The organism is Chryseobacterium viscerum, assembly GCF_002899945.2.
Taxonomy (GTDB): Bacteria; Bacteroidota; Bacteroidia; order Flavobacteriales; family Weeksellaceae; genus Chryseobacterium; species Chryseobacterium viscerum.
The window spans coordinates 108,485-129,980 of the sequence record NZ_PPEG02000004.1 but is presented as its reverse complement, the minus strand read 5'-3'; the positions used below and the strand labels follow the sequence as shown (position 1 = coordinate 129,980).

General features: G+C 35.4%; 20 protein-coding genes. 7 read left to right on the top strand and 13 right to left on the bottom strand.

From position 1 onward, the window contains the following. Positions 1-195 precede the first annotated feature (195 nt). Positions 196-1,191: a tRNA dihydrouridine synthase DusB gene (gene dusB, locus C1634_RS09945; RefSeq protein ID WP_103232655.1), complete on the top strand. Its 996-nt coding sequence runs from the start codon at positions 196-198 to the stop codon at positions 1,189-1,191. 51 nt (positions 1,192-1,242) lie between these two features. Here the strand turns inward: dusB and deoC are convergent, their stop codons facing one another. The 5 genes from deoC to C1634_RS09920 all read right to left on the bottom strand — a co-directional run bounded on the left by deoC (position 1,243) and on the right by C1634_RS09920 (position 5,737). After that, complete coding sequence (gene deoC, locus C1634_RS09940; RefSeq protein ID WP_103232654.1) at positions 1,243-1,986, bottom strand: deoxyribose-phosphate aldolase; 744 nt, start codon at positions 1,984-1,986, stop codon at positions 1,243-1,245. A gap of 4 nt (positions 1,987-1,990) precedes the next feature. Continuing rightward, positions 1,991-2,461, bottom strand: coding sequence for an Lrp/AsnC ligand binding domain-containing protein (locus C1634_RS09935; protein ID WP_103232653.1), 471 nt, complete (start codon positions 2,459-2,461; stop codon positions 1,991-1,993). A gap of 27 nt (positions 2,462-2,488) precedes the next feature. Continuing rightward, positions 2,489-3,424 carry an endonuclease/exonuclease/phosphatase family protein gene (locus tag C1634_RS09930; RefSeq protein WP_109738348.1) on the bottom strand — a complete coding sequence of 312 codons (936 nt, stop codon included), beginning with the start codon at positions 3,422-3,424 and terminating at the stop codon, positions 2,489-2,491. Positions 3,425-3,806: 382 nt separating this feature from the next. Further along, the gene (gene trmD / locus C1634_RS09925) at positions 3,807-4,478 is read right to left on the bottom strand and encodes a tRNA (guanosine(37)-N1)-methyltransferase TrmD (protein WP_103235448.1); all 672 of its coding nucleotides are present in this window, start codon (positions 4,476-4,478) and stop codon (positions 3,807-3,809) included. Beyond that, positions 4,475-5,737, bottom strand: coding sequence for an NAD(P)/FAD-dependent oxidoreductase (locus tag C1634_RS09920; RefSeq protein WP_109738347.1), 1,263 nt, complete (start codon positions 5,735-5,737; stop codon positions 4,475-4,477). The genes trmD and C1634_RS09920 overlap by 4 nt, the downstream gene beginning before the upstream one ends. A 66-nt stretch (positions 5,738-5,803) precedes the next feature. Here C1634_RS09920 and C1634_RS09915 point away from each other — a divergent pair, with 66 nt between their 5' ends. Further along, a complete protein-coding gene (locus C1634_RS09915) occupies positions 5,804-6,667 on the top strand; it encodes a glycoside hydrolase family 25 protein (RefSeq protein WP_185145123.1) in 864 nt (287 codons plus the stop codon). A gap of 133 nt (positions 6,668-6,800) precedes the next feature. Here the strand turns inward: C1634_RS09915 and C1634_RS09910 are convergent, their stop codons facing one another. Beyond that, positions 6,801-7,313 (bottom strand): 5' nucleotidase, NT5C type, encoded by a 513-nt coding sequence (locus tag C1634_RS09910; RefSeq protein ID WP_103235663.1) that lies wholly within the window; start codon positions 7,311-7,313, stop codon positions 6,801-6,803. Positions 7,314-7,524: 211 nt separating this feature from the next. Between C1634_RS09910 and C1634_RS09905 the strand changes: the two genes are divergently transcribed. Continuing rightward, entirely contained in the window at positions 7,525-9,417 is a 1,893-nt protein-coding gene (locus tag C1634_RS09905) for an ABC-F family ATP-binding cassette domain-containing protein (RefSeq protein ID WP_109738346.1), read from the top strand. A gap of 167 nt (positions 9,418-9,584) precedes the next feature. On the opposite strand, the gene C1634_RS09900 is transcribed toward C1634_RS09905, so the two are convergent. Next, complete coding sequence (locus C1634_RS09900; RefSeq protein ID WP_103233125.1) at positions 9,585-10,640, bottom strand: Gfo/Idh/MocA family oxidoreductase; 1,056 nt, start codon at positions 10,638-10,640, stop codon at positions 9,585-9,587. A gap of 180 nt (positions 10,641-10,820) precedes the next feature. Between C1634_RS09900 and C1634_RS09895 the strand changes: the two genes are divergently transcribed. From C1634_RS09895 to C1634_RS09885, 3 genes are all read left to right on the top strand, one after another. Next, a complete protein-coding gene (locus tag C1634_RS09895) occupies positions 10,821-13,094 on the top strand; it encodes a TonB-dependent siderophore receptor (RefSeq protein WP_109738345.1) in 2,274 nt (757 codons plus the stop codon). A 94-nt stretch (positions 13,095-13,188) separates the two neighbouring features. Continuing rightward, the gene (locus C1634_RS09890; RefSeq protein ID WP_103233122.1) at positions 13,189-13,704 is read left to right on the top strand and encodes a hypothetical protein; all 516 of its coding nucleotides are present in this window, start codon (positions 13,189-13,191) and stop codon (positions 13,702-13,704) included. A gap of 257 nt (positions 13,705-13,961) precedes the next feature. Then, on the top strand, positions 13,962-14,555 hold the full coding sequence (locus tag C1634_RS09885; RefSeq protein ID WP_103233121.1) for a hypothetical protein: 594 nt from the start codon (positions 13,962-13,964) through the stop codon (positions 14,553-14,555). A 107-nt stretch (positions 14,556-14,662) separates the two neighbouring features. On the opposite strand, the gene C1634_RS09880 is transcribed toward C1634_RS09885, so the two are convergent. Further along, positions 14,663-15,298: a peroxiredoxin gene (locus C1634_RS09880; RefSeq protein WP_103233120.1), complete on the bottom strand. Its 636-nt coding sequence runs from the start codon at positions 15,296-15,298 to the stop codon at positions 14,663-14,665. A gap of 94 nt (positions 15,299-15,392) precedes the next feature. Here C1634_RS09880 and C1634_RS09875 point away from each other — a divergent pair, with 94 nt between their 5' ends. Next, entirely contained in the window at positions 15,393-16,280 is an 888-nt protein-coding gene (locus C1634_RS09875) for a mechanosensitive ion channel family protein (protein ID WP_103233119.1), read from the top strand. A gap of 311 nt (positions 16,281-16,591) precedes the next feature. Here the strand turns inward: C1634_RS09875 and sucC are convergent, their stop codons facing one another. The 5 genes from sucC to C1634_RS09850 form a co-directional block, all read right to left on the bottom strand. Next, positions 16,592-17,782: an ADP-forming succinate--CoA ligase subunit beta gene (sucC, locus tag C1634_RS09870; protein ID WP_103233118.1), complete on the bottom strand. Its 1,191-nt coding sequence runs from the start codon at positions 17,780-17,782 to the stop codon at positions 16,592-16,594. 131 nt (positions 17,783-17,913) lie between these two features. Beyond that, positions 17,914-19,191, bottom strand: coding sequence for a chloride channel protein (locus C1634_RS09865; protein ID WP_103233117.1), 1,278 nt, complete (start codon positions 19,189-19,191; stop codon positions 17,914-17,916). A 79-nt stretch (positions 19,192-19,270) separates the two neighbouring features. Next, on the bottom strand, positions 19,271-19,891 hold the full coding sequence (locus C1634_RS09860) for a hypothetical protein (RefSeq protein WP_103233116.1): 621 nt from the start codon (positions 19,889-19,891) through the stop codon (positions 19,271-19,273). Between the two features lie 131 nt (positions 19,892-20,022). Next, the gene (locus C1634_RS09855) at positions 20,023-20,409 is read right to left on the bottom strand and encodes a DUF423 domain-containing protein (protein ID WP_103233115.1); all 387 of its coding nucleotides are present in this window, start codon (positions 20,407-20,409) and stop codon (positions 20,023-20,025) included. A gap of 1 nt (position 20,410) precedes the next feature. Continuing rightward, entirely contained in the window at positions 20,411-21,481 is a 1,071-nt protein-coding gene (locus C1634_RS09850; RefSeq protein ID WP_103233124.1) for a hypothetical protein, read from the bottom strand. Between the last annotated feature and the right edge of the window lie 15 nt (positions 21,482-21,496).

Sequence of the window (21,496 nt, the reverse complement as noted above, 5' to 3'; positions counted from 1 at the left end):
ATTAATTTTTATTACACTAAATATAAAAAATAATTTTCAATAAATCAATAAAAACATTGAAAATCAGATAAATATATTCGAATAAAATTAAACAAAATATCTTAAAGTTCCTTAAATAAGCAAGCAAACGTGAAACACCAATTAACATAATGAATAGTAAAATATTGTTTTTTCAGAATTTCGTAAATTTGCATCATGATAAAAATAGGCAACATAGAACTGCCGGAATTTCCACTTTTGCTGGCTCCGATGGAAGACGTAAGTGATCCTCCGTTCAGACGTTTGTGTAAAATGCATGGTGCAGATCTAATGTATTCGGAATTTATTTCTTCCGAAGGATTGATTCGTGACGCTATTAAGAGCCGTAAAAAGCTTGATATCTTCGATTATGAAAGACCAGTTGGTATACAGATTTTTGGTGGAGACGAAGAAGCTATGGCCATGTCTGCCAGAATTGTTGAAACGGTAAATCCGGATCTGGTAGATATCAATTTTGGGTGTCCTGTAAAAAAAGTTGTCTGCAAGGGAGCTGGAGCTGGAGTTTTGAAAGACATTGACCTTATGGTTCGTCTTACGAAAGCTGTTGTAAGCTCTACCCATCTGCCTGTAACCGTTAAAACACGTCTAGGATGGGACAGCACCAGCATCAATATTGATGAAGTAGCAGAACGTCTTCAGGAAACAGGAATCAAAGCTCTTACAATACATGCCAGAACCCGTGGTCAAATGTACAAGGGGGAAGCAGATTGGGAACATATTTCAAGAATTAAACAAAATCCTAATATTGAAATTCCAATTTTTGGAAATGGTGATATAGATTCTGCTGAAAAAGCATTAGCCTATAAGCAAAAGTACGCATGTGACGGTATTATGATTGGACGTGCTGCTATTGGCTATCCATGGATATTTAATGAAATCAAGCATTTCTTTAAAACAGGAGAACATTTACCTGCTCCTACCATATCAGACCGATTACTGGCAGTCCGCCAACATGCGGAGTGGAGTGCAGAATGGAAAGGAGAAAAATTAGGACTGATTGAAATGAGACAGCATTACAGCAACTATTTCAGAGGAATTCCTCATTTCAAGGATTTCAGAAAAAAGTTCCTGGAAGTTTTCACATTGGAAGAAATGAACAGCCTAATCAAAGAAACCCAACAGTTCTACGAAGAATATCAGGCACAGATATAAAACAAAAACCATCAGTTAAACTGATGGTTTTTTATATTTTAAATTTTATATTTAATATCCTTCTGATGAAGCTTCATCTTTAATTAATGCTAAAGCCGAAGAGGTTCCTATCCTTTTAACACCCATACTGATCATTTTCTCAGCATCTTCAGGAGTTCTTACACCTCCTGCTGCTTTTACAGGAAGTTTCCCTGCGTTATTAAGCATAATGGTGACCCCTTCAAAGGTTGCCCCGTTAGGTTTACCATCAGCAGTTTTGAAGAATCCTGTCGAAGATTTAACAAAAATTTTCGACCAGTCATTTTCGGAGAAGTTTTCTTCTGCCCAGGTAGATATATTTTTAGTAAGATCAGCAATTTGCTCATCAGTCAATGCTGCAATTTCAATAATCCATTTTACAACTTTATGATGTTCAAGGGACAATGCAGTACATTTTACAAATTCTTCTTTTACCAATTCTATATTTCCCTGCAGATAAGCAGTATAATTAATTACAAAATCCAATTCATCTGCACCATCTTCAATGGCTTTTGAGGCTTCTGCAAGCTTCTCATCAATTGAATATGTACCTTCGTGAAAGCCTATCACAGTTCCTACTGCAACATTTGAATTTCTTTCCTGAATATATTTCTTGATCTCAGATACATAATCCGGACGAATCATCACGGCAAAAATATCATTCTCAATAGCTTCTTGGGCAAGCTCTTTATCTTTTTGAAGTGTTTCTTGGTGGGAAATACCTGATTGTTCTGGTGTTTTCAAGTAAGTTGAATCCAAATATTGGGCTATGTTCATATCGTTATACTTTCAATTGTCTGTAAATACCTTGTTCCAAAGATATAAAAGTTTCTGTTCGTGTTACTCCTTTCAGCTTTTGAATCTTGCTAAGAATCTGCATCAAGTGGTCATTATCTTTGCAAAGAACCTTCAGAAATATAGTGTAATTTCCTGTAGTATAATGGGCTTCTACTACTTCATTTACGTCATGTAAAGATTTTACCACATCTGGATAATGGCTTGGCTGATCCAGAAATACACCAATGTAGGAAGTCACCTTATATCCAATTTTTTTAGGATTAAGGAATGATATTGAATTCTCAATAACTCCCGCATGCTCAAGTTTCTTGATTCTTTGGTGTACCGCAGTGGTTGAAATACCAACATGCTTTGAAATGTGGGCTAAGGAAGTTTTGGCATTATCCATCAACATGTAGATAATTTCTTTGTCAATAGAATCCAAATGATAGCTTGTGTTGCTCGAATTTTTCATTTTCTACTTTTTTATTATTTATGTTTTTTACTGTAAATTCTTAAATTTTACAAAAACCGGAAAGTGGTCGCTATATCCTCCCAGATACCGTGTACCGGCATAAGTTCGGAAAGGACGTCCTTCAAAATTCCTGGCCCTGCTGCGGATATTTTCAGAATTGAATATATGTGCATCCTGAAAAGCCAGCGTCTTATTATCAAGCAAAGATCTTGACATAATGATCTGATCATACAGCAATCCAGATTTATAATGAAAAGTAGAATAATTTCTAGTAGAAAACAATTCTTGAAAAGGATTCATTAAAACCTTCTCATGTTGATTGTCATAGAGAATCTGCACTAAATTTTCATCATCCGGGTTTTCGTTAAAATCACCACACAATATGACATGCTCTTTATCAGCATTTACTAATTTCAAAATCCGTTCCCGGACTTCATTCAATATAAAGGCTCTTTTGGGTTTATTGACATCTTTTTCGCGTTTAGAGGGAAGATGCGCGATAAAGACATTAATAATTTCTCCTTTATATTTAATTTTCGAAAAAAGTACGTCTCTGGTTGTATCGTAATATTCTGTGTTTTTATTCACTATTTCAAAAAAGAAAGTAATGGTTTCTGAATCTATCACCTCTACTTTACTTTTATCATATAACATGGCTACATCCACTTTTCTTTCGTCCATAGAATTGTAATGTACAATTCCATATTGCGAATTAAAGGGGTCCATCTCCACGAGATCTTCCAAAACTTTCCTTCCGGAAACTTCAGACAGCCCTATTACAAATGGCATCGCACCATTTTCCTCCTTCATCAACTGAAATACATGGGAGATTTTGAAAAGCTTGTTATTATATCTCTTTTCATCCCAATTCCTTAATCCTGACCGGGTAGGATCTAATTTGTGGACAGGTTTCGGATCGGGCAAAAATAAATTTTCAACATTATAAAAAGAGAACAACTCCATCTACACTAATTTCTATACTTTTTTAATTTATTATATTCTTTTCACTTCAAGAGGCAAATCTATTATTTTTTCAAATCTCATCGATTCACCGCCTATAAGAATAAATAAATTTCAATAAAAAACAATTCAAATATAATAAAAATACCAATGAAATAAGCTAAAATAAATTAATTTTCCAATTATTCGAGAGTTTTAACAGATTAATCAAAATTGAGACAATATATTAAATCAAGAATAACAGAAATAAAATATTAATTTAAAATTAGAAATATTAATATTTTTCGTTCGTATTAAATTTACAACAAATATTATTCCATTTGCCGTAATAGCAAACGGGGTTAAATAGGTTGGCCAGAATTAAATAAATGCCGGCAAATTTGATCTAAAGTAAATCGGGACGTTTTTCTTTGGTAATTCTCACAGCTTCATCGTGACGCCATTCTTCAATTTTTCCAGAATTCCCGCTCAGTAAAATTTTAGGAACATCAAGTCCTTTATAACTTTCGGGTCTGGTATAAATTGGTGGTGAAAGAAGATCATCCTGAAAACTGTCTGTTAAAGCACTCTGTTCATCATTCAAAACGCCGGGAAGCAATCGTATGATAGAGTCTGCAAGAACGCAGGCTGCAAGTTCTCCTCCTGTAAGAACGTAGTCACCAATTGAAATTTCTTTTGTAATATGAAGGTCTCTTACTCTTTGATCTATCCCTTTGTAATGTCCGCAAAGAAAGATCAGATTTTCTTTTATGGAAAGCGAATTGGCTATTTTTTGATTCAAAGTGACTCCATCTGGGGTAAGATATATCACTTCATCATAATTTCTTTGAGATTTAAGCTCTGAAATACATTTATCCAGCGGTTCAATCATCATCACCATTCCTGCTCCACCTCCGTAAGGTTCATCATCAATCTGCCTGTGTTTATTGATTGCCCAGTCTCTCAGTTGATGAAAATGTACTTCCGCCAGCCCTTTATCCATCGCTCTCTTCAAAATAGAGGTTTTAAACGGACTTTCCATCAGTTCAGGAAGTACGCTTATTATGTCAATTCTCATTGTAATGTTCCGTTTTTCTTAGTAGGTATAATAATTAATCTTAAAGACGAATCTTTGTTGATATAGCTCCACATCCAGTTGAAGAATATGGCCAGTTTATTTCTAACGCTCAAAATTAGCATTAAATGGAGAAACATCCAGAAGTACCAAGCCAGAAATCCCTGAAACTTGATAAATGGCAGATCAACAACGGCTCTGTGCTTCCCTATGGTCGCCAGTGAGCCTTTATCATCATACTCATATTCTTTCCATTCGTCCTGATTCTTCTTTAATAGATTTTTACCTAAATTTTTTGCCTGATTAATGGCTACGTTAGCAACCTGAGGGTGCCCTTGTGGATACTTTGGTGTTTCCATATAGGCAATATCTCCGATAGCATAAATATTGTCGTACCCTTTTATTTTATTATATCGATCTACAATATATCTGTTTCGCATTAAATTTTCTTCCGGGAAACCTCCTACAACATTGCCGGTAACTCCAGCAGCCCAGATTACATTATTGGACGAAATTTCTTTTCCACTTTTAAGGTGTACTTTATCCCCATCATAGTCTGTTACCACTTCTCCACTCAGAAAAGTAACCCCAAGATCTTTAAGATACTTCTCCGATTTTTCTTGCGCTTCACTGCTCATGACAGCAAGTGGTTTTTCGGTAGAGCTCACCAGAATAATCTTCAGATGGTCAAAGTTCATATAAGGGTAATCTCTTGGAAGAATATCTTTTTTCATCTCAGCAAAAGCTCCCGCAAGTTCCACTCCGGTGGGCCCGCTTCCTACAATCACGATATTCCAGTTTCCGTCATCGCTTCTGCTTTTTTCAATGATGAGTTTTTCAAAGGTCATCAGCACATGATTTCTGATACTGATGGCTTCCTGGGTATTTTTCATCCCAAAAGCTCTTCCTTCTAATTCTTTGTTTCCGAAAAAATTGGTTTTACAGCCCGTTGCAATGATAAGTTTATCATATGTAAATTCGGCTTCGTCGGTAATGACTTTATTGCTGGCAGGGTCTATTTCTTTCACCTCTGTCATCCGAAACTGTGTGTTTCTGGATTGCTGAAAAATCTTTCTGAAGGGGAAAGAAATGTTGGAAGGTTCTATCCTTCCTGAGGCTACCTGATAAAAAAGCGGCTGAAACATATGGTGGTTCATCCGATCCAGAACAATAACCTTTTTGTTCTTGTTATTCAATGTTTTTGCAAGCTGCAGCCCCGCAAATCCTCCTCCTATAATGATGATTTTTTCGCGTGTTTCCATAATACACAAATTTACTGATTTTATTTTAGCATTTAGCAGTGAAAAAAGTTAGTTTTGCAAAACTTTATGACACCAAAAAAGTACACCAAAAAAACTGCCAAACAGGTCCATAAATCAAGACGGAAGAAGTATTTTTTCCGAAGATGGGTAATATTGGGGATATTGATCGTAGCATTGATAGGAACCGGATTTTATTTAAAGCAGTCTGTAATCTATTATTATGCGTTGTACTTTAATAAGTTTAAGCACAAAAAACTTCACAACAGTGAAAAGGAAGCTGCAAGAATTCAGAGAATATTGAGCAGTAATCTGGATAAGACGTATGGTTTTGATGTTTCACATTATCAAAACAGGGAAGATATCAAATGGGACAGTCTCAGTATTGGCAATAAAACAATCCCATTAGAGTTTGTCGTGATGCGTGCTACGATGGGAAACAGAAGTGCTGATAAGCATTTTGATGAATTTTGGGAAAGTGCTAAAAAACATGATCTTATCCGCGGTGCCTATCATTTTTACAGAGCCGATGAAGATCCCGTTATTCAGGCTAATAACTTTTTAAACAATGTAAAACTGGAAAGCGGTGACCTGCCTCCTATTTTAGATATTGAAAAAATTCCAAAGCGTAAGACCAATAAAAAATTGATTGAAGACCTGAAAGTATGGTGTAAAATCGTGGAGGATACGTATGGTCAAAAACCTATCATTTATACGTATTATCATTATTATAAAGATTTTCTGAAAGGTGAGTTCGAAGGGTATCCTTTGTGGCTAGCCAATTACAATGATGTCCCCTCTCCTTCTCCGGATGACCAGTGGGATTTCTGGCAGTTCACAGAAAACGGTATTGTTCATGGCATCAACGCCAAAGTGGATATTGATATTTATAATGGAAATTCCTGGTCGTTAAAAAGACTGACACTGGATTAAAAATACGAAATGAAGCGAGAAGCAGGAAGATGGAAATTAGTACTGACCGCATAATTCATATCGGCCTTCAGAAATAATCTGTCTTCTATAACTTCCAGCCTCCATCTTCGCCCTTCCAGCCTTTAAGGTAATTTTAAAGGATATCCATCACTTCTTCCCAGGAATGCACTCTTTTATAAGTGTCATTTTCTATCAGCTCATTATGAGGCTGCGTGAATATTAATCTTTCGCCTGAAAAATGATCCAGATTTTTTGGGTAATCATCAATCATTACATCTCCAGCAACTACTTTTTTACTTCCGCAAAGAACAATCTGCTCCCAGGTGATGAATGGAAAATGCTCTGCCAGCCAGTCGTATTTTTCCCTTAAGCTATTGGGAAACTCCATTCCTGCAGATACAATATAGAGATCGTATTTGTTATTCAGATATTCCATCGCTTCGCGGCTTCCTTTCATTACAGGTAAGGTTCTGAAAAATCCAACTTCATTAACGTGTTTTTTTCCATTGGGAAAAGACTCTATTTCAGGTTTACCCGTCAAATCGCTGATTGGAATTTCTCTTCCTGTATCTCTTTTTTCAAATTGTACCAGCTGATGATATACATCCGCCATTACCCCATCCATGTCGACAATTACTTTTTTCATTACTTCAATCAGATTTTTTGTATTAATATTTTTTCTGTGTTAATTAAATTATAGGCTATCAAATTTACTGAATAGTTTTTTCAGACAATGGACACAGTCTATTAAAAAATTATAAATATTCATTTTATAAAAGAGGTTCAGGAAAATTTTAGGCTACATTTTCGTACTTTTGCGGTTCAATTCAAAATCAATATCAAACCATTACATTCCAATGAATTACGTTTCTGTAGAAAACCTTACTAAATCTTATGGCATCAAAGTTTTGTTCGAAAATATCTCTTTTCATGTCAATGAAGGTGACAAAATAGCCATTGTTGCCAAAAACGGAAGCGGAAAATCTACCCTTCTTAAAATATTAATGGGGAAAGAAATTGCAGACAGTGGCAATGTGATGATCAATAAGGATATTCAGGTAGTCTTATTTGACCAGGAAATCGATTTTGATTCTCATCTCACTATTGACGAATTTATGATGACACTTGATTCTGCGCCCATTCAGGCCTTAAAAAATTATCATAAATCATTACTTTCAACAGATTATGATTTCATTGAAAAAGCTCTGGCTGAAATGGAAATTCATAAAGCCTGGGATCTGGAGAATGATATGAAACAAATTCTCTCTCAGTTGAAAATCACAGATCTGGAAGCTAAAATGGGAACACTTTCCGGAGGACAGATCAAACGTGTGGCTTTAGCAAAATTGTTAACTGAAACAAGAGCCGAGCATCGTCATACTCTTTTGATCATGGATGAGCCAACCAACCACCTTGATGTAGAAATGGTAGAATGGCTTGAAAGCTACCTAAGCAAAGCCAAAATAACATTAATTCTGGTTACTCACGACAGGTATTTCCTTGACAGCGTTTGTGACATTATCTGGGAAATGGAAGATAAAAATCTATATTTCCACAATGGTTCGTATGCGACTTATCTTGAGAACAAAATGATTCGTGAGGACAATATGAATTCCACAATCGACAAGGCGAATAATCTTTACAGAAAAGAACTGGAATGGATGCGAAGACAGCCTAAGGCCAGAACTACAAAATCAAAGTCTAGACAAGAAGACTTTTACGAAACTGAAAAAATAGCTAAAACCGATACCCGAAAAGAGTCTCTGGAACTCGATTTTGAAATGAAAAGACTCGGAAATAAAATTTTGGAACTTCGAGATATTTCTAAAAGTTATGACGAGAAATTATTGATAAAAGATTTCAGTTATCAGTTTCAAAGAGGTGAGAAAGTAGGAATTGTAGGAAAAAATGGTGCTGGAAAATCTACATTACTGAATATCATCCAAGGTCTTGAGCCAAAGGATTCCGGAGAAATTGAAACCGGAGAAACCATCAAATTCGGATATTTTTCACAAAAAGGACTGAAATATAAAGAAGATGAAAGAGTAATTGACTTTATCAAAGAAATTTCCGAAAACTTCCCTTTAGCTAACGGAAGAACGATCTCTGCATCGCAGTTTTTGAGGTTGTTCTTATTTGATGACCAAACGCAATACTCACCTATTTCCAAACTTTCGGGAGGTGAAAAAAGAAGGCTCCACCTGATGTATATTTTGTATCAGAATCCAAACTTTCTGATATTTGACGAACCTACCAATGATTTGGATCTTCCAACTTTGACTGTTCTGGAAAATTTCTTGCTCAACTTTCAGGGTAGTTTGATTATTGTTTCCCACGACAGATATTTCATGGACAGAATCGTAGGTCATGTTCTTGCCTTTGAAGGAGATGGAAAAATCAGAAATTTTGTTGGAACTTTCTCCGAATACAGAGAAGCTAAAAGCCGTGAGGATGCCTTAGAAAAAAATACAGTATCAAAGCCAGAACCTGTAAAAGAAATTGAGGCAGTAAAAGAGGTTTCTGAACCTGTTTCTAAAAAAAGAAAAATGTCTTTTAAGGAACAACGTGAACTGGAAACCATAGAAAAAGAAATGCCAGAACTTGAACAAAAACGTGCTAAAATAATGGATCAGCTTAATAATGAAACGGAATATGAAAAAGTTGCAAAACTATCTGCCGAGCTGGAAACTATTTCTGAAAAGCTAGAAGAGTATGAAATGAAGTGGCTGGAACTTCAGGAAATCCTTTAATAATGATACATTAAAAGTTATGAATTATGAACGAATTTAAAGAGTTGGAGAGTTTCAGTGTTTGAGTGTAAACGAGTTGAAAATTTCTAATCACGACTATTATCAACTTTGAACTTTAAACGTTGAACCTAAAACTTTGAATTCATTCATAATTCATAAATCATAATTTATAATTCAATTACTCTTTCTTCATTTGCACTTTTCAGGGAAGCATCGATGATTTTCATATTCTGAATGACTTCTTTTCCCGGAGATGGCAGCGCATATCCAAAAACGATGTGCTCATAAATCTGCTGGTAATAATTCATGTAATTTCCGACTTCACTGGAGGTCAGTATTCTTTCTGTTTCAGAATTTTCATGTAAGACATTTAAAATTCCGTCTGTTCCTTTTAACGGCTCAGCCCACTCTTTACCATATTCGGGAATCGCTCCTGCTACCAGTTCGTTTTCCTGATTATCGGTTCTTTCCTGTAAGAAAGTTCCTTTGTCACCATGAATAGTATAGGCATAATGTGCTTCTTTACTGAAAACCGAGGATTTTAGTCTTACTCTCAGATCATTTTTATAAAATAGCAGGATCTCGAAATAATCATTTGCAAACTCCTTCCCTTTCATAGAAAATACATCGGCAAACAATTTTTCAGGATATCCGAAATACTGTACTGCCTGGTCTACAAGATGCGACCCCAGATCATGAAGCGATCCTGAACCTACCTGATCCGGGCTTTCCTTATGCTGTTTTCCACTGGGTGTCGTACGGAATCTGTCGAAACGGATTTCAGCTTCTTTAATATTCCCTATTTTCTGATCATTTAAAATCTTTTGTACCTGTAAAAAATCACGGTCAAATCTTCGGTTTTGGTATACACTTAAGAACAATCCTTTTTCTTCTGCCAGCTGCACCAGCTCTTCAGCCTCGGAAACATTGACTGTAAAAGGTTTTTCTACAATGATATTTTTCCCGGCTTCCAATGCTTTTTTTGCATATTCATAGTGTGTCTGAACCGGAGTATTGATGATGACCAGCTCTATATCTGCTTGCTGAAGCATTTCTTCAACAGAGCGGTAAATGGTTGCTTCAGGATATTTTTCTTTTGACTCTTCTTTACTTCTTTCTACCACTGCAGAAATAGAAAATCCCGGATGTTCCTTTAAAAAGGGTGCATGGAAAACTTTCCCGCTCATTCCAAAGGCACAAAGCCCTGCTTTTACCAATTGCATATTATAATTTTCAACAAATATATTCATAAAAAATTCTCTATCCCTTCCTATAAAGTAGCTATAGAAATAATCCATGCCATTATTAATAGAACATGATTTAAATCATAAAATTATTTTTATCTATTCTAAACAAATACTTACATTTGCGCCTTATTTAAAACTGTTCTACATAAAAATAATATGAAAAGACAACTACTTTCTTTAGGTCTTCTATTTATCGCTGTTTCAGCGAGTTCGCAGATGAAAAATGCTGAAGCAGATACCATCAGAACTCAGACCATTGAGGATATTAATCTTCATAAAACAGGAAATCCAAACCAGGCAAAGCCATTTTCAACAAAATCTAATTTGACGGTAATGGAAACCCCTCAGCCTATTGCTATTGTTACTCATGAAATTATTGAGCAGCAGCAGGCAAAACAGTTGAGCGATGTTCTTCAGAATATAAACGGAATGTACATTACTTCATCCAGAGGTAATTCTCAGGACAGTTTTGGTGGACGTGGTTTTATCTTAGGAAATGACAATATTTTCAAAAACGGATCAAGGATAAATAGTGGAGTTTTCCCTGAAGTAAGTGGTCTTGAAAGAGTGGAAGTATTAAAAGGAGCCAACGCAATGCTTTATGGAAATACTGCTGCCGGAGGTATTATTAATATGATTACGAAAAAGCCTAAATTCAATTTTGGCGGAAGTGTAGGATTAAATGGCGGAAGCTGGAATTCTTACAAGCCAACAGTTGATATTTATGGACCACTATCTAAGAATGTTGCTTTCAGAATCAATGGAACTTACGAATATGCTGAAAGTTTCAGAGATGTTGTACAATCTGAAAAATACTACTTCAATCCTTCATTTTTATTTAATTTAAGTGAAAAATCTCAATTAATTGTTGAGGCAGATTATCTTAAAAATAATTTCACCCCGGATTTCGGGATTGGATCTATTACTGAAAAAGACCAAAGCTATAGATTGAATGATGTTGTTTCCAGAAACGCTTTCTTCGGAACCGACTGGCAATATCAAAATGTGCAGCAAGCTTCTACGAATGTAACTTTTAACCATCAATTTAACGAAAGATGGTCTTTGAATGCTACAGCTTCTTACCAAAACTATACTAAAGATTATTTTTCTTCTGAAAGAGTACAATGGGGCTACAGCTCACCTACTGCTACCAGACTTTCATGGAACAGACCTTTTGGTAAAACATACAATGAACAAAACTATACTTCTGCACAAGTAAACCTAAACGGTGAATTCAATACAGGAAAAATCAACCATAAAGTTTTGATTGGTGCTGATGCAGATTACAGCCAGGCAGATGCTTATACCTATACTTTAGGTGCTACTTCTAATGTTTTATTTTTAGATGATCCTTCAACATGGGGAAGTGTTGACATGCCAAATTCTACCCTTAATACAAGAAATAGAATTAACACAAGAAGAATCGGGGTATATGCACAAGATTTCATTAGCTTAACAAAACAACTTAAAGTAATTGCAGGTTTAAGATGGTCTTATGTAGAAAATATGCCTACATTGACTACTCGTTTTACGGCAAATGAAAAATTTGAAGTATCCAATTCCTCAACTGCTGACAATGCATTTTCTCCAAAAGTAGGGTTGGTGTATGCTCCTAATGAAAACCTTTCAGTATTTGCAACGTATACTAATTCATTTGCTTCAAATGCAGGATATACTTCAGATCAATTTAATACAGTAAATACCAATCAACCGGTTGCGCAAGTTCAAAATCAGTTAGCTACTTTATCTAGACAAAGCATAAAACCATCAACAGTTGATCAATACGAAATTGGTGTTAAAAAGAATTTCTGGAACAATGCTTTAGCTGTTAATTTAACGGCTTACCAGATTATGTACAATAATTATTACCAAACCTATTGGTTCGCTTCTACTCCAAACGGAGCTCCGGTAAATTCAACAGATACAAATCTTAAAGAATTTGCAGGAAATATGAGAAGCCGTGGTGTGGAATTAGATATTACCGGAAATCCGACAGAAAACTTATCTATAATCGGAGGTTTCTCTTATAACAATTCCGTTTATACAGACACACCTGAAAAGGGATATGTTGAAAACCAAAGATTGGTAAGAACACCAGCTACAACAGCGAATGCTTCCGTTTTCTATAAATTTACAAACTATGTAAAAGGATTAAAAATTGGAGCTGGAGTTTACTTCATTGGAGATAGAATCGCTGGATGGAATGACACAAAATCTACAAACACAAGCAGAAACAACGTGAGTAGAATGTTTGATCTAAAAGACTACACTACAGTTTCTGTATCAGTTGGCTACGAGTGGAAGAAGTTCTCTATCCAAGGAAGAGTGGGAAATTTGTTTGATGTTGTAAACTACAATGTTCACGAAAATTATTCTGTGAACCCAATCACTCCGAGAAACTATTATTTTACTTTGACGTACAAACTTTAGAATTCTTTATATAATAATTCTTTCATTAAAAGTGGAAATTGCATTTTTGCAGTTTCCACTTTTGAAATTTAAAAACAAAAACAAACAATAAGATATGGACAAGATTAAAGACACAAGAAGTTTTATGAGAATCACCCACCGTTATCTGGGATATTTCCTTGCAGGTATTATGGCAGTGTATGCATTAAGCGGAATTCTTCTGGTTTACAGAGACACAGATTTTCTTAAGAACGAAAAGAAATATGAAAAAAACATCGCAGCCAACCTTTCAGAGAAAGAACTGAAAAAAGAGCTGAAGATGAAAGGTCTTGAAGTAGAAAAAACAGAAGGAAGTGTTCTTTATTTTAAGCAGGGAACGTATGACAGTGCAACCGGAAAGGCAAAGTATACTAAGAAAGAATTACCTTTCGTACTAGACAAAATGGTTTCTCTTCACAAATCTCAGTCTAAAGATGCGATCTCTCCCTTAAGTGTGTTCTTCGGAGTTTCTCTTTTCTTTTTTGTCATTTCAAGCTTCTGGATGTTCAATCCTAAGACCAAAGCATTCAAGCGTGGAATCAAATTTACTATTGCTGGTCTTATTATTTCTATCATTCTTTTATTTATATAACAATATTAAAAATCCAAAAGAAGGAAAAAGCAAGCATTTTCATTACTAAATTTTTATCATAAAATTTTATCATTTTTATCTCAAAGAATATTTATTATTACGATATCACCATTAAATATGTTAAAAAAATAAAATAAATTCACCTTACAATATTAACGTTTATTTAGAAAAATTACGTAAAATTAAGAGTCTGGCACATTTATTGTTTTTTCTATAATTCGTGAATAATAAACATTTAATTATTAAAATAATAAATTATGAAAAAACTTATTTTAACAGGGATATTAGCCGTAGCAGGCTTAACAGCAACTGCAAACGCTCAGATTCAGAAAGGTAATTGGATGGTAGGAAGCAGCTTGGCAACAAGTAATTTTGGTTTGAATACAGGTGGTGGATACCAAATTAACCTACAGCCAAAAGGAGCTTATTTTATCGAAGATAACGTAGCTGTTGGGGGATATGTTAATTTAGGCATTGGCAAATCTTCTAATACCTCTAATACTAGATTTGATTATGGCGTAGGAGCTTTAGGACGTTATTATCTTTCTCCTGGAGAACAAGGAGTAAATAACTTATTACACCACGGAAGATGGTTTTTCGAAGGTAACTTAGGTGTTGGTGGTTATTCTATCAGCAAAGGAGGTAACTCTACAACAGGTCTTGACTTCGGTGCAGGACCAGGGTATTCTTACTTTATCACTCCAAATATTGGTCTAGAAGGTTTAGTAAAATATGCTGGTGTTACAGGTTTCGGAAATCAAGGGTTAACATCTAACATTACTTTTAACCTAGGGTTTAGTATTTATTTACCAACCTCTAAAGCTAAGCAAGTTGTAAATGAAGTAAAGTAATCAAACACTTTACTATACATACATAAGTATACATTGAAATCGCCTCGAAAAATTTTTCGAGGCGATTTTCGTACAAATTAAAACTAAACTATAAAAAATCAAATAAATCATGTATTAGGTTGCGGGGTGTATCTTAAGTACGGCTTTATTTCCGTTACCCCTTTTGGGAATATTTTCCGGGCTTCCTCTGTAGAGATCGTTGGAGGCACAATAACGTCATCTCCATTTTCCCAATTAACAGGTGTAGCCAGGCGGTAATTATCTACCAACTGTAAAGAATCCAGCACTCTAAGGATCTCATTAAAATTCCTCCCTGTAGAGGCCGGATAGGTAATAATCAGTCTTACTTTTTTGTCTGGATCAATGATCAATAAAGAACGAACAGTAGCCGTAGCCGATGCATTTGGGTGAATAAAATCATAGAGTTCAGAAATCTTTCTGTCCTTATCTGCGATAATAGGAAACAATACATTTGTATTCTGCGTTTCATTAATATCTTTCACCCAGTTTTGGTGGTCCTCTACTCCATCTACACTTAACGCTATCACCTTTGTCCCTCTGGCGTCAAACTCAGACTGCAATTTTGCCGTATACCCCAATTCTGTAGTGCATACCGGAGTATAATCTGCCGGATGTGAAAATAAAATTCCCCATGAATCTCCCAAATAATGATAGAAACTGATATCACCTAAAGATGATTCTGCCTGAAAGTTGGGTGCTGTATCTCCTAGTTTGATCGACATAATATTCCTCTTTTATAGTCTACAAATTTAGTAGACTTTTTGGAACTGGCAAATTTTTTGCTGAAAATTTATATATTTAACTAAAATTTTATTCATGGAGAAAACCGGACTCACCTATATTGATTTGGTGTACAAGGTATTAGAGAATTGGTATGTAACTTTTGCAAAACTTACCCCAAAACTAATTGTCGGCATTTTAGTATTTACGTTCTTTTTGATTACCAGTAAATATTTAAGTCAGGCCGCTGTAAAATTATTTCACAAATTTTTTCCGAAAAGCCAAAAAGAAAGCTCTCTGGTTACTTTAATCAGCATATTTCGATTTCTGATTATGTTGATGGGAACCTTTATAGCCCTTGAAATAATGGGTTTCAGCGGTTTTCTTTGGAAGTTTATCGGAAGTCTGGGAGTAGCTGGGGTTATTGCCGGAGTCGCTTTAAAAGATCTTGTTTCAAGTATATTCTCCGGTATGCTGATCGGTATTGACAAAGCCTATAAAGTGGGAGATTATATTACCATTGGAGCGCATTCCGGTACGGTACAGGAAATTGGTTTTTTAACCACCAAAATTCTTACCGATGATGGAAAGAAAGCATATATCCCCAACCAGGTCGTTTTCAATGCTCCTTTCTACAATATTACAGCTTCACCACAACGCAGAATTATTTTAAATTTTGAAATCCCTGCCGATGAAGACATCAGCAAAGCACAGAAAGGAATTCTTGATGTCGTTAAAAATCTTGATAATGTAGATAAGTTAGATACAGTAGAGGTGATCTTCACAGATCTGAAACAAGGTGCATTTAATCTTCAGGTGAAGTTCTGGATAAAAATAGGGGCCAATCTTGCGCAGGTAAGAAGTAAAGCATATTTAGGCATTAAAGAACGCTTTGATGCCGATAAAATTTTGTTGGTAACCCCTACGAGCATCAGTATTACAAGTGGAGAAAATATTGTACCTGAAAGTCATCAGGATAAGTAAGATTATTTATAAAAACATAAAGACCATTTCAAATTTTGAAGTGGTCTTTTTTTAGACTATTAATAAAAGTTGGATATCGCAAAGGCGCAATTAATTCTTCCACACTACTTTTTAAGATTTTAAGACGCAAAGATTTTATCTCCGATAAAATTGCACACTCCATTTCTCACGCAGATGAAACAGATACTATAAAAAATCTGTGTAGTCTGGGAGAAAATTATAATGATAAAATTTTGTGCCTGTATGTGTTTATCCAATAAAAAAACCGCTCCAAAAATGGAACGGTTTCTTATTTATTTGAAAATTTTAGATTACGCTAAAACTTCTTTTACTTTGTTTGCAGCTTCTTCTAAAGTAATTGCAGAGTGTACCGGAAGACCAGACTCGTCAATTAATTTCTTAGCTTCTACAGCATTAGTTCCTTGTAATCTTACGATCAATGGAACCGGAAGGCTACCCATAGCTTTGTAAGCATCTACAACTCCCTGTGCTACTCTGTCACATCTTACGATACCTCCGAAGATGTTGATCAAGATTGCTTTTACGTTTGGATCTCTTAAGATGATTCCAAAAGCAGTCTGTACTCTCTGAGCATCTGCAGTACCTCCTACGTCAAGGAAGTTAGCAGGGTTACCACCTGATAATTTGATGATATCCATAGTTGCCATTGCAAGACCAGCTCCGTTTACCATACAAGCAACGTTACCGTCTAGTTTTACGAAGTTAAGACCAGCTTCACCAGCTTCAACATCGATAGGATCTTCTTCTCTTGTATCTCTAAGAGCTTCAAGATCTTTGTGACGGAACAATGAGTTACCATCCAAAGTTACTTTAGCATCTACAGCGATAATTTTGTTATCAGAAGTTTTCAAAACCGGGTTGATTTCGAAAAGAGAAGCATCAATTCCTACATAAGCGTTATATAGAGAAGTAATGAATTTTGTGAATTCTTTGAAAGCATTCCCTTCAAGACCTAAGTTGAAAGCAATTTTTCTAGCCTGGAAACCTTGAAGTCCTAAAGTAGGATCAATCAATTCATTGTGGATCAAATGAGGAGTTACTTCAGCAACGTGCTCAATATCCATACCACCTTCAGTAGAATATACGATTGTATTTTTACCTTCAGCTCTGTCTAAAAGAATAGAAACATAAAATTCTTTAGTTTCAGATTCTCCAGGATAATAAACATCCTCTGCCACCAATACAGAATTTACCAATTTACCTTCAGCAGAAGTTTGTGGAGTGATCAACTGCATTCCGATGATGTTCTGAGCGTTTTCTTTAAGTTTATCCATGTTTGGAGAGAACTTTACACCACCACCTTTACCACGTCCACCTGCGTGAATTTGTGCTTTTACAACCCAAGCCTGTGCTCCGGTTTCAGCAGTCAATTTCTCAGCAGCTGCTACAGCTTCATCTACGTTGTTTGCAACGAAACCACGTTGGATAGCTACTCCATACTTTGATAAAATCTCTTTTGATTGATACTCGTGAAGATTCATATTATTTTTATTATTTTATTTAAAAATTTAAAGGTTGACAAATTTACTAAAAAGACATGGAAGTTCAAGTTTATTGACTTAAAATTTAAAGTCCGATTGACTTGATTTTTAACATATCATTCGATTTTCCCTTATTCTTCCGCCAATTTCTCAGACTGAGATCCAATGAACGGAATTTTCGGAGCCAGGAAATATCCTGTCAGGCTCGCAAATAATATGGGTACAAAATAGGTAAATCCGGTAAGAGTTCCCAAAATGATGGTGGTACTCATCGGGGTTCTTGTCACACAGGCATTGATGGCTGCCATACAGCTTACAATTGCTAAAGTGGTATCCACGGTTGGGAATAAATTGTGAATAATTAATCCCAACGTTGTTCCTACAAAAAACAAGGGAATGATAAAACCTCCTCTCCATCCGGAAGTTACCGTAATGGCAATGGCCAATATTTTAAAAATCAGAATTAAGATTAAAAAATTCAATCCGAAATTCCCGCCGATCAGCTGGTTGATTTCGTTATGTCCGAAGTATCTTGTAATGGGAAAATTATAGGCGATAATTCCTAAAATAATTCCTCCTACACATGTTTTTATGTAAATAGGAAACTTTCTGTATTCAAAAACTTTTTTGAAAAATTTGACTACAAAAATGAAGATCCATCCGAATAAAGTTCCCACGATTCCAAAGGCTGTGGCATAAGCGAAGTCGTATACTCCCGCGTAATGATATGCTTTCAGGTCCCAGGCTGCTCCAATTCCCAAATGGATGATCAAAGCAAACATAAGATAGCTAAAACAGCTTGCTACCAATGCTGGAATAATGGCTTTATAATACTCTACAGCATGTTTATGATGCAGAATTTCAAGAGAAAAAAGACTTCCTCCCAGCGGAGCTCCAAACAACGCCGTAAAACCTGAGGCCATCCCGGCAATACTCAAAGACCTCAACTCTTCTCCTTTCAATCTGAAAATTTTCCCAAGCCAGGTTCCGGTGCTTCCAGTAACCTGTACCAACGGAGCTTCCGGTCCTAAACTTCCTCCTGATGCTACACAAAAAAGAGAAGAAAGGATCATTGAAGGATTATTCTTTGGTTCGAGTTTTCCTTTATTGAATCGGATGTTATTAACAATCAAATGAATTTCTCCGGGATCACCAATAAAATGAATCACCAGCCCAGCCAGCAATCCACAGATTGCCATCGTTGGAATCACCTGCCAGCCTTGGAATTCAGCCAGAAATTCGGTGAAATGTTCCAACACGATCCAATATCCGCCGGCAATAATGCCGCCTACAAGACCTGTAACGGCCCACATAAAAAAAGTACGACTGAACACAAACGGGTTAAATCTGATGGGCTGATCCAAAAGATCAAATGTTTTGATTAAGCGTCTTCTTCTATTGATTTTCATTTTAATTTATTTTAAATAGTAAAAGAATATCATCATTTGTCTTTACTGACTATTACAGTTTTGATAATACGTATTTTATTTATTCGAATCTTAATATAATGGGCTGCGCAAAGGTTTGTACAATTGGCTTTTTGTTATAAAGCAAAGGCTTTTCCAAGCCTCCGATTGCATACAGGAACAGTGCACTAATGATACTGAATTCTGTATTAGATGATTCGCTATATTTTACTTTTTTGAACCTCCCATCCACATCAATTGTAAAATTCAGTTTACAACGATAGTTTTCTCCGTAAAAATCTTCCATTAAATAAATGGGAAAATCAAGTGTCAATCGTTTTTTCAACTCTTCAAGCTGTTGGTAGTTTTCAACCTCAGCAATATCAACGGATTTATTTTTCACTTCCTTCGGAGGTGTAACTCCTGTTTGAGATACATTGTTTTCAACCTGTATTCCGCTCGCTGTTTTAAAAGAAATACTGGGATCTATTTTTCCGATGATCACCTCTTTGTCATAGATGCTTTGATACAGTTTTTTTAGATCCTTTAATTTTTCACCGTAAAAGCCTCCATACTTTTGACGATATAAAGCCGCATCTTTTTTGTAATCATAACGTTTAACACTATCGGAAAAACGCTTTTGTATATTTTTTACTTCTGTTATAATAGTACTATTCTGCAATTTTTTTCCTTGGGCATTCATTTTTTGAACACTTAAGCAAGAAATCATGAGAGCAACAAAAAACAGTAAAAAACGATGAGCCATGGTGGAATTCTTCAATAAAGAATCTACATAATATATTGTAGATCTCCTTTTTTGTCTGAATATCAAGATTAAATTCTATTTTTAGTAAAATAAAAAATAAGCATTCCCCAGCTTAAAATCATCATCAATCCTCCAAGCGGTGTAATAGGTCCTAAGAATTTAAGATTCATTCCTAAATAATCCTGCATGCTCAGGAAATAGATGCTCACTGAGAATAACAATGTTCCTGCAATCATTAAAATGGAAGTCCATTTTTCAGCAGAAGTTTCAAATTTTAAGATATATCCGATGATCAGCAGGAAAAAAGCTGCATACATCTGGTATCGTACTCCTGTTTCAAAACTTTCCAGTCTTTCCACAGCTAATATTTTCTTTAAAGCATGCGCTCCGAATGCACCCAGGATCACAGACACCATTCCGTAAACCGCTCCAAAAACTAAAGTAATTGTTTTCATTTTATAACTCTTCTAATTCTAAGGTTAAATATTTTTTTGTTTTATGATCTTGCCAGGTTCCAATGATTTTATTTCCCTTCAGGTCGGCTTCCACCAAAGCTCTTGGGATCCATTCTTTCAGTTCCTCACTATGATAATCATCTTCTGTGATAGAAAAATGGTCATGAACAAATTCTCCTCTCCAATTGATTGGCTTCTTATTCTTATCATACCAATAGGTGGCTGAGAAGGAATCATCCTCATTGATTTCGTTAAATAAAACTGTAATAGGATATTTCCCATCAATTTTTCCTTTGAACAATTTGTTTCCAGGACCTGTTCTATCAACTTTTTCAGAGCCGGAAATCAGGTTTTTCGCATAAGGGTTCCAATACTTTTCCAGTTCTTTATAGGTAAATTCCAGTTCGTGGCTTCCCAGATCATCCAATGCCCGCATCGCATGGTTGGAACATCTGCCTGCCACAAAAGTAATTTTATCCTTTCCAAAAAAATATCTGATCCCATTCAAAGTATAGTCCATGAAGCAACCTTCATACAACCCAATCTGCTCCTGAACTTCTTCTGAAGGATTCTTTTCTGATCTTAATGTAGCAAGAAAATCACTCACTCTTTTTTTGACTTTCTTCTGAATCAAACTATTGACCGTTTTGGTGCTGTTTGATTGAAATAAATCTTCAGCATTGATATAGTTTCCTGTTCTCAGATCGAAATTTTTCCAGTCTGAAAATTCTTCAGGATATGCTCCCGAAGCTTCTCCATTGATCCCTATACTTAAAATATTTTTGGGTGTTTCTAATTTCTCCCAATCATAAAAATAAACATAATTGGAGTATGAATTCGTTGCTGTAGAAGCTCGTTTAAAAGGATTCCCACCTGAGTTCGGAATATATTCCAATTCGTTTACCTGCAGAAATGTATTGATCTTACTGGCAACCTCCGGATTTCCTGCATAGGTAACAACAGGAAATACAAAGTTTTCAGATTTCGGCTGCAAATTATTTATTTTCACATTTTTCTGCTGCGAAAAGCTTAAACCGGAAATCAACAGGAAGAATACAATACTTTTTTTCACTATTTTGATTTTAGG

Coding starts and splice junctions, on each gene's coding strand:
- C1634_RS09875 (WP_103233119.1), top strand. CDS start 15,393: ATGGAGAAAACCGGACTCACCTATATTGATTTGGTGTACAAGGTATTA.
- C1634_RS09890 (WP_103233122.1), top strand. CDS start 13,189: ATGGACAAGATTAAAGACACAAGAAGTTTTATGAGAATCACCCACCGT.
- deoC (WP_103232654.1), bottom strand. CDS start 1,986: ATGAACATAGCCCAATATTTGGATTCAACTTACTTGAAAACACCAGAA.
- C1634_RS09910 (WP_103235663.1), bottom strand. CDS start 7,313: ATGAAAAAAGTAATTGTCGACATGGATGGGGTAATGGCGGATGTATAT.
- dusB (WP_103232655.1), top strand. CDS start 196: ATGATAAAAATAGGCAACATAGAACTGCCGGAATTTCCACTTTTGCTG.
- C1634_RS09905 (WP_109738346.1), top strand. CDS start 7,525: ATGAATTACGTTTCTGTAGAAAACCTTACTAAATCTTATGGCATCAAA.
- sucC (WP_103233118.1), bottom strand. CDS start 17,782: ATGAATCTTCACGAGTATCAATCAAAAGAGATTTTATCAAAGTATGGA.
- C1634_RS09920 (WP_109738347.1), bottom strand. CDS start 5,737: ATGGAAACACGCGAAAAAATCATCATTATAGGAGGAGGATTTGCGGGG.
- trmD (WP_103235448.1), bottom strand. CDS start 4,478: ATGAGAATTGACATAATAAGCGTACTTCCTGAACTGATGGAAAGTCCG.
- C1634_RS09880 (WP_103233120.1), bottom strand. CDS start 15,298: ATGTCGATCAAACTAGGAGATACAGCACCCAACTTTCAGGCAGAATCA.
- C1634_RS09900 (WP_103233125.1), bottom strand. CDS start 10,640: ATGCAATTGGTAAAAGCAGGGCTTTGTGCCTTTGGAATGAGCGGGAAA.
- C1634_RS09855 (WP_103233115.1), bottom strand. CDS start 20,409: ATGAAAACAATTACTTTAGTTTTTGGAGCGGTTTACGGAATGGTGTCT.
- C1634_RS09865 (WP_103233117.1), bottom strand. CDS start 19,191: ATGAAAATCAATAGAAGAAGACGCTTAATCAAAACATTTGATCTTTTG.
- C1634_RS09930 (WP_109738348.1), bottom strand. CDS start 3,424: ATGGAGTTGTTCTCTTTTTATAATGTTGAAAATTTATTTTTGCCCGAT.
- C1634_RS09915 (WP_185145123.1), top strand. CDS start 5,804: ATGACACCAAAAAAGTACACCAAAAAAACTGCCAAACAGGTCCATAAA.
- C1634_RS09860 (WP_103233116.1), bottom strand. CDS start 19,891: ATGAATGCCCAAGGAAAAAAATTGCAGAATAGTACTATTATAACAGAA.
- C1634_RS09885 (WP_103233121.1), top strand. CDS start 13,962: ATGAAAAAACTTATTTTAACAGGGATATTAGCCGTAGCAGGCTTAACA.
- C1634_RS09935 (WP_103232653.1), bottom strand. CDS start 2,461: ATGAAAAATTCGAGCAACACAAGCTATCATTTGGATTCTATTGACAAA.
- C1634_RS09895 (WP_109738345.1), top strand. CDS start 10,821: ATGAAAAGACAACTACTTTCTTTAGGTCTTCTATTTATCGCTGTTTCA.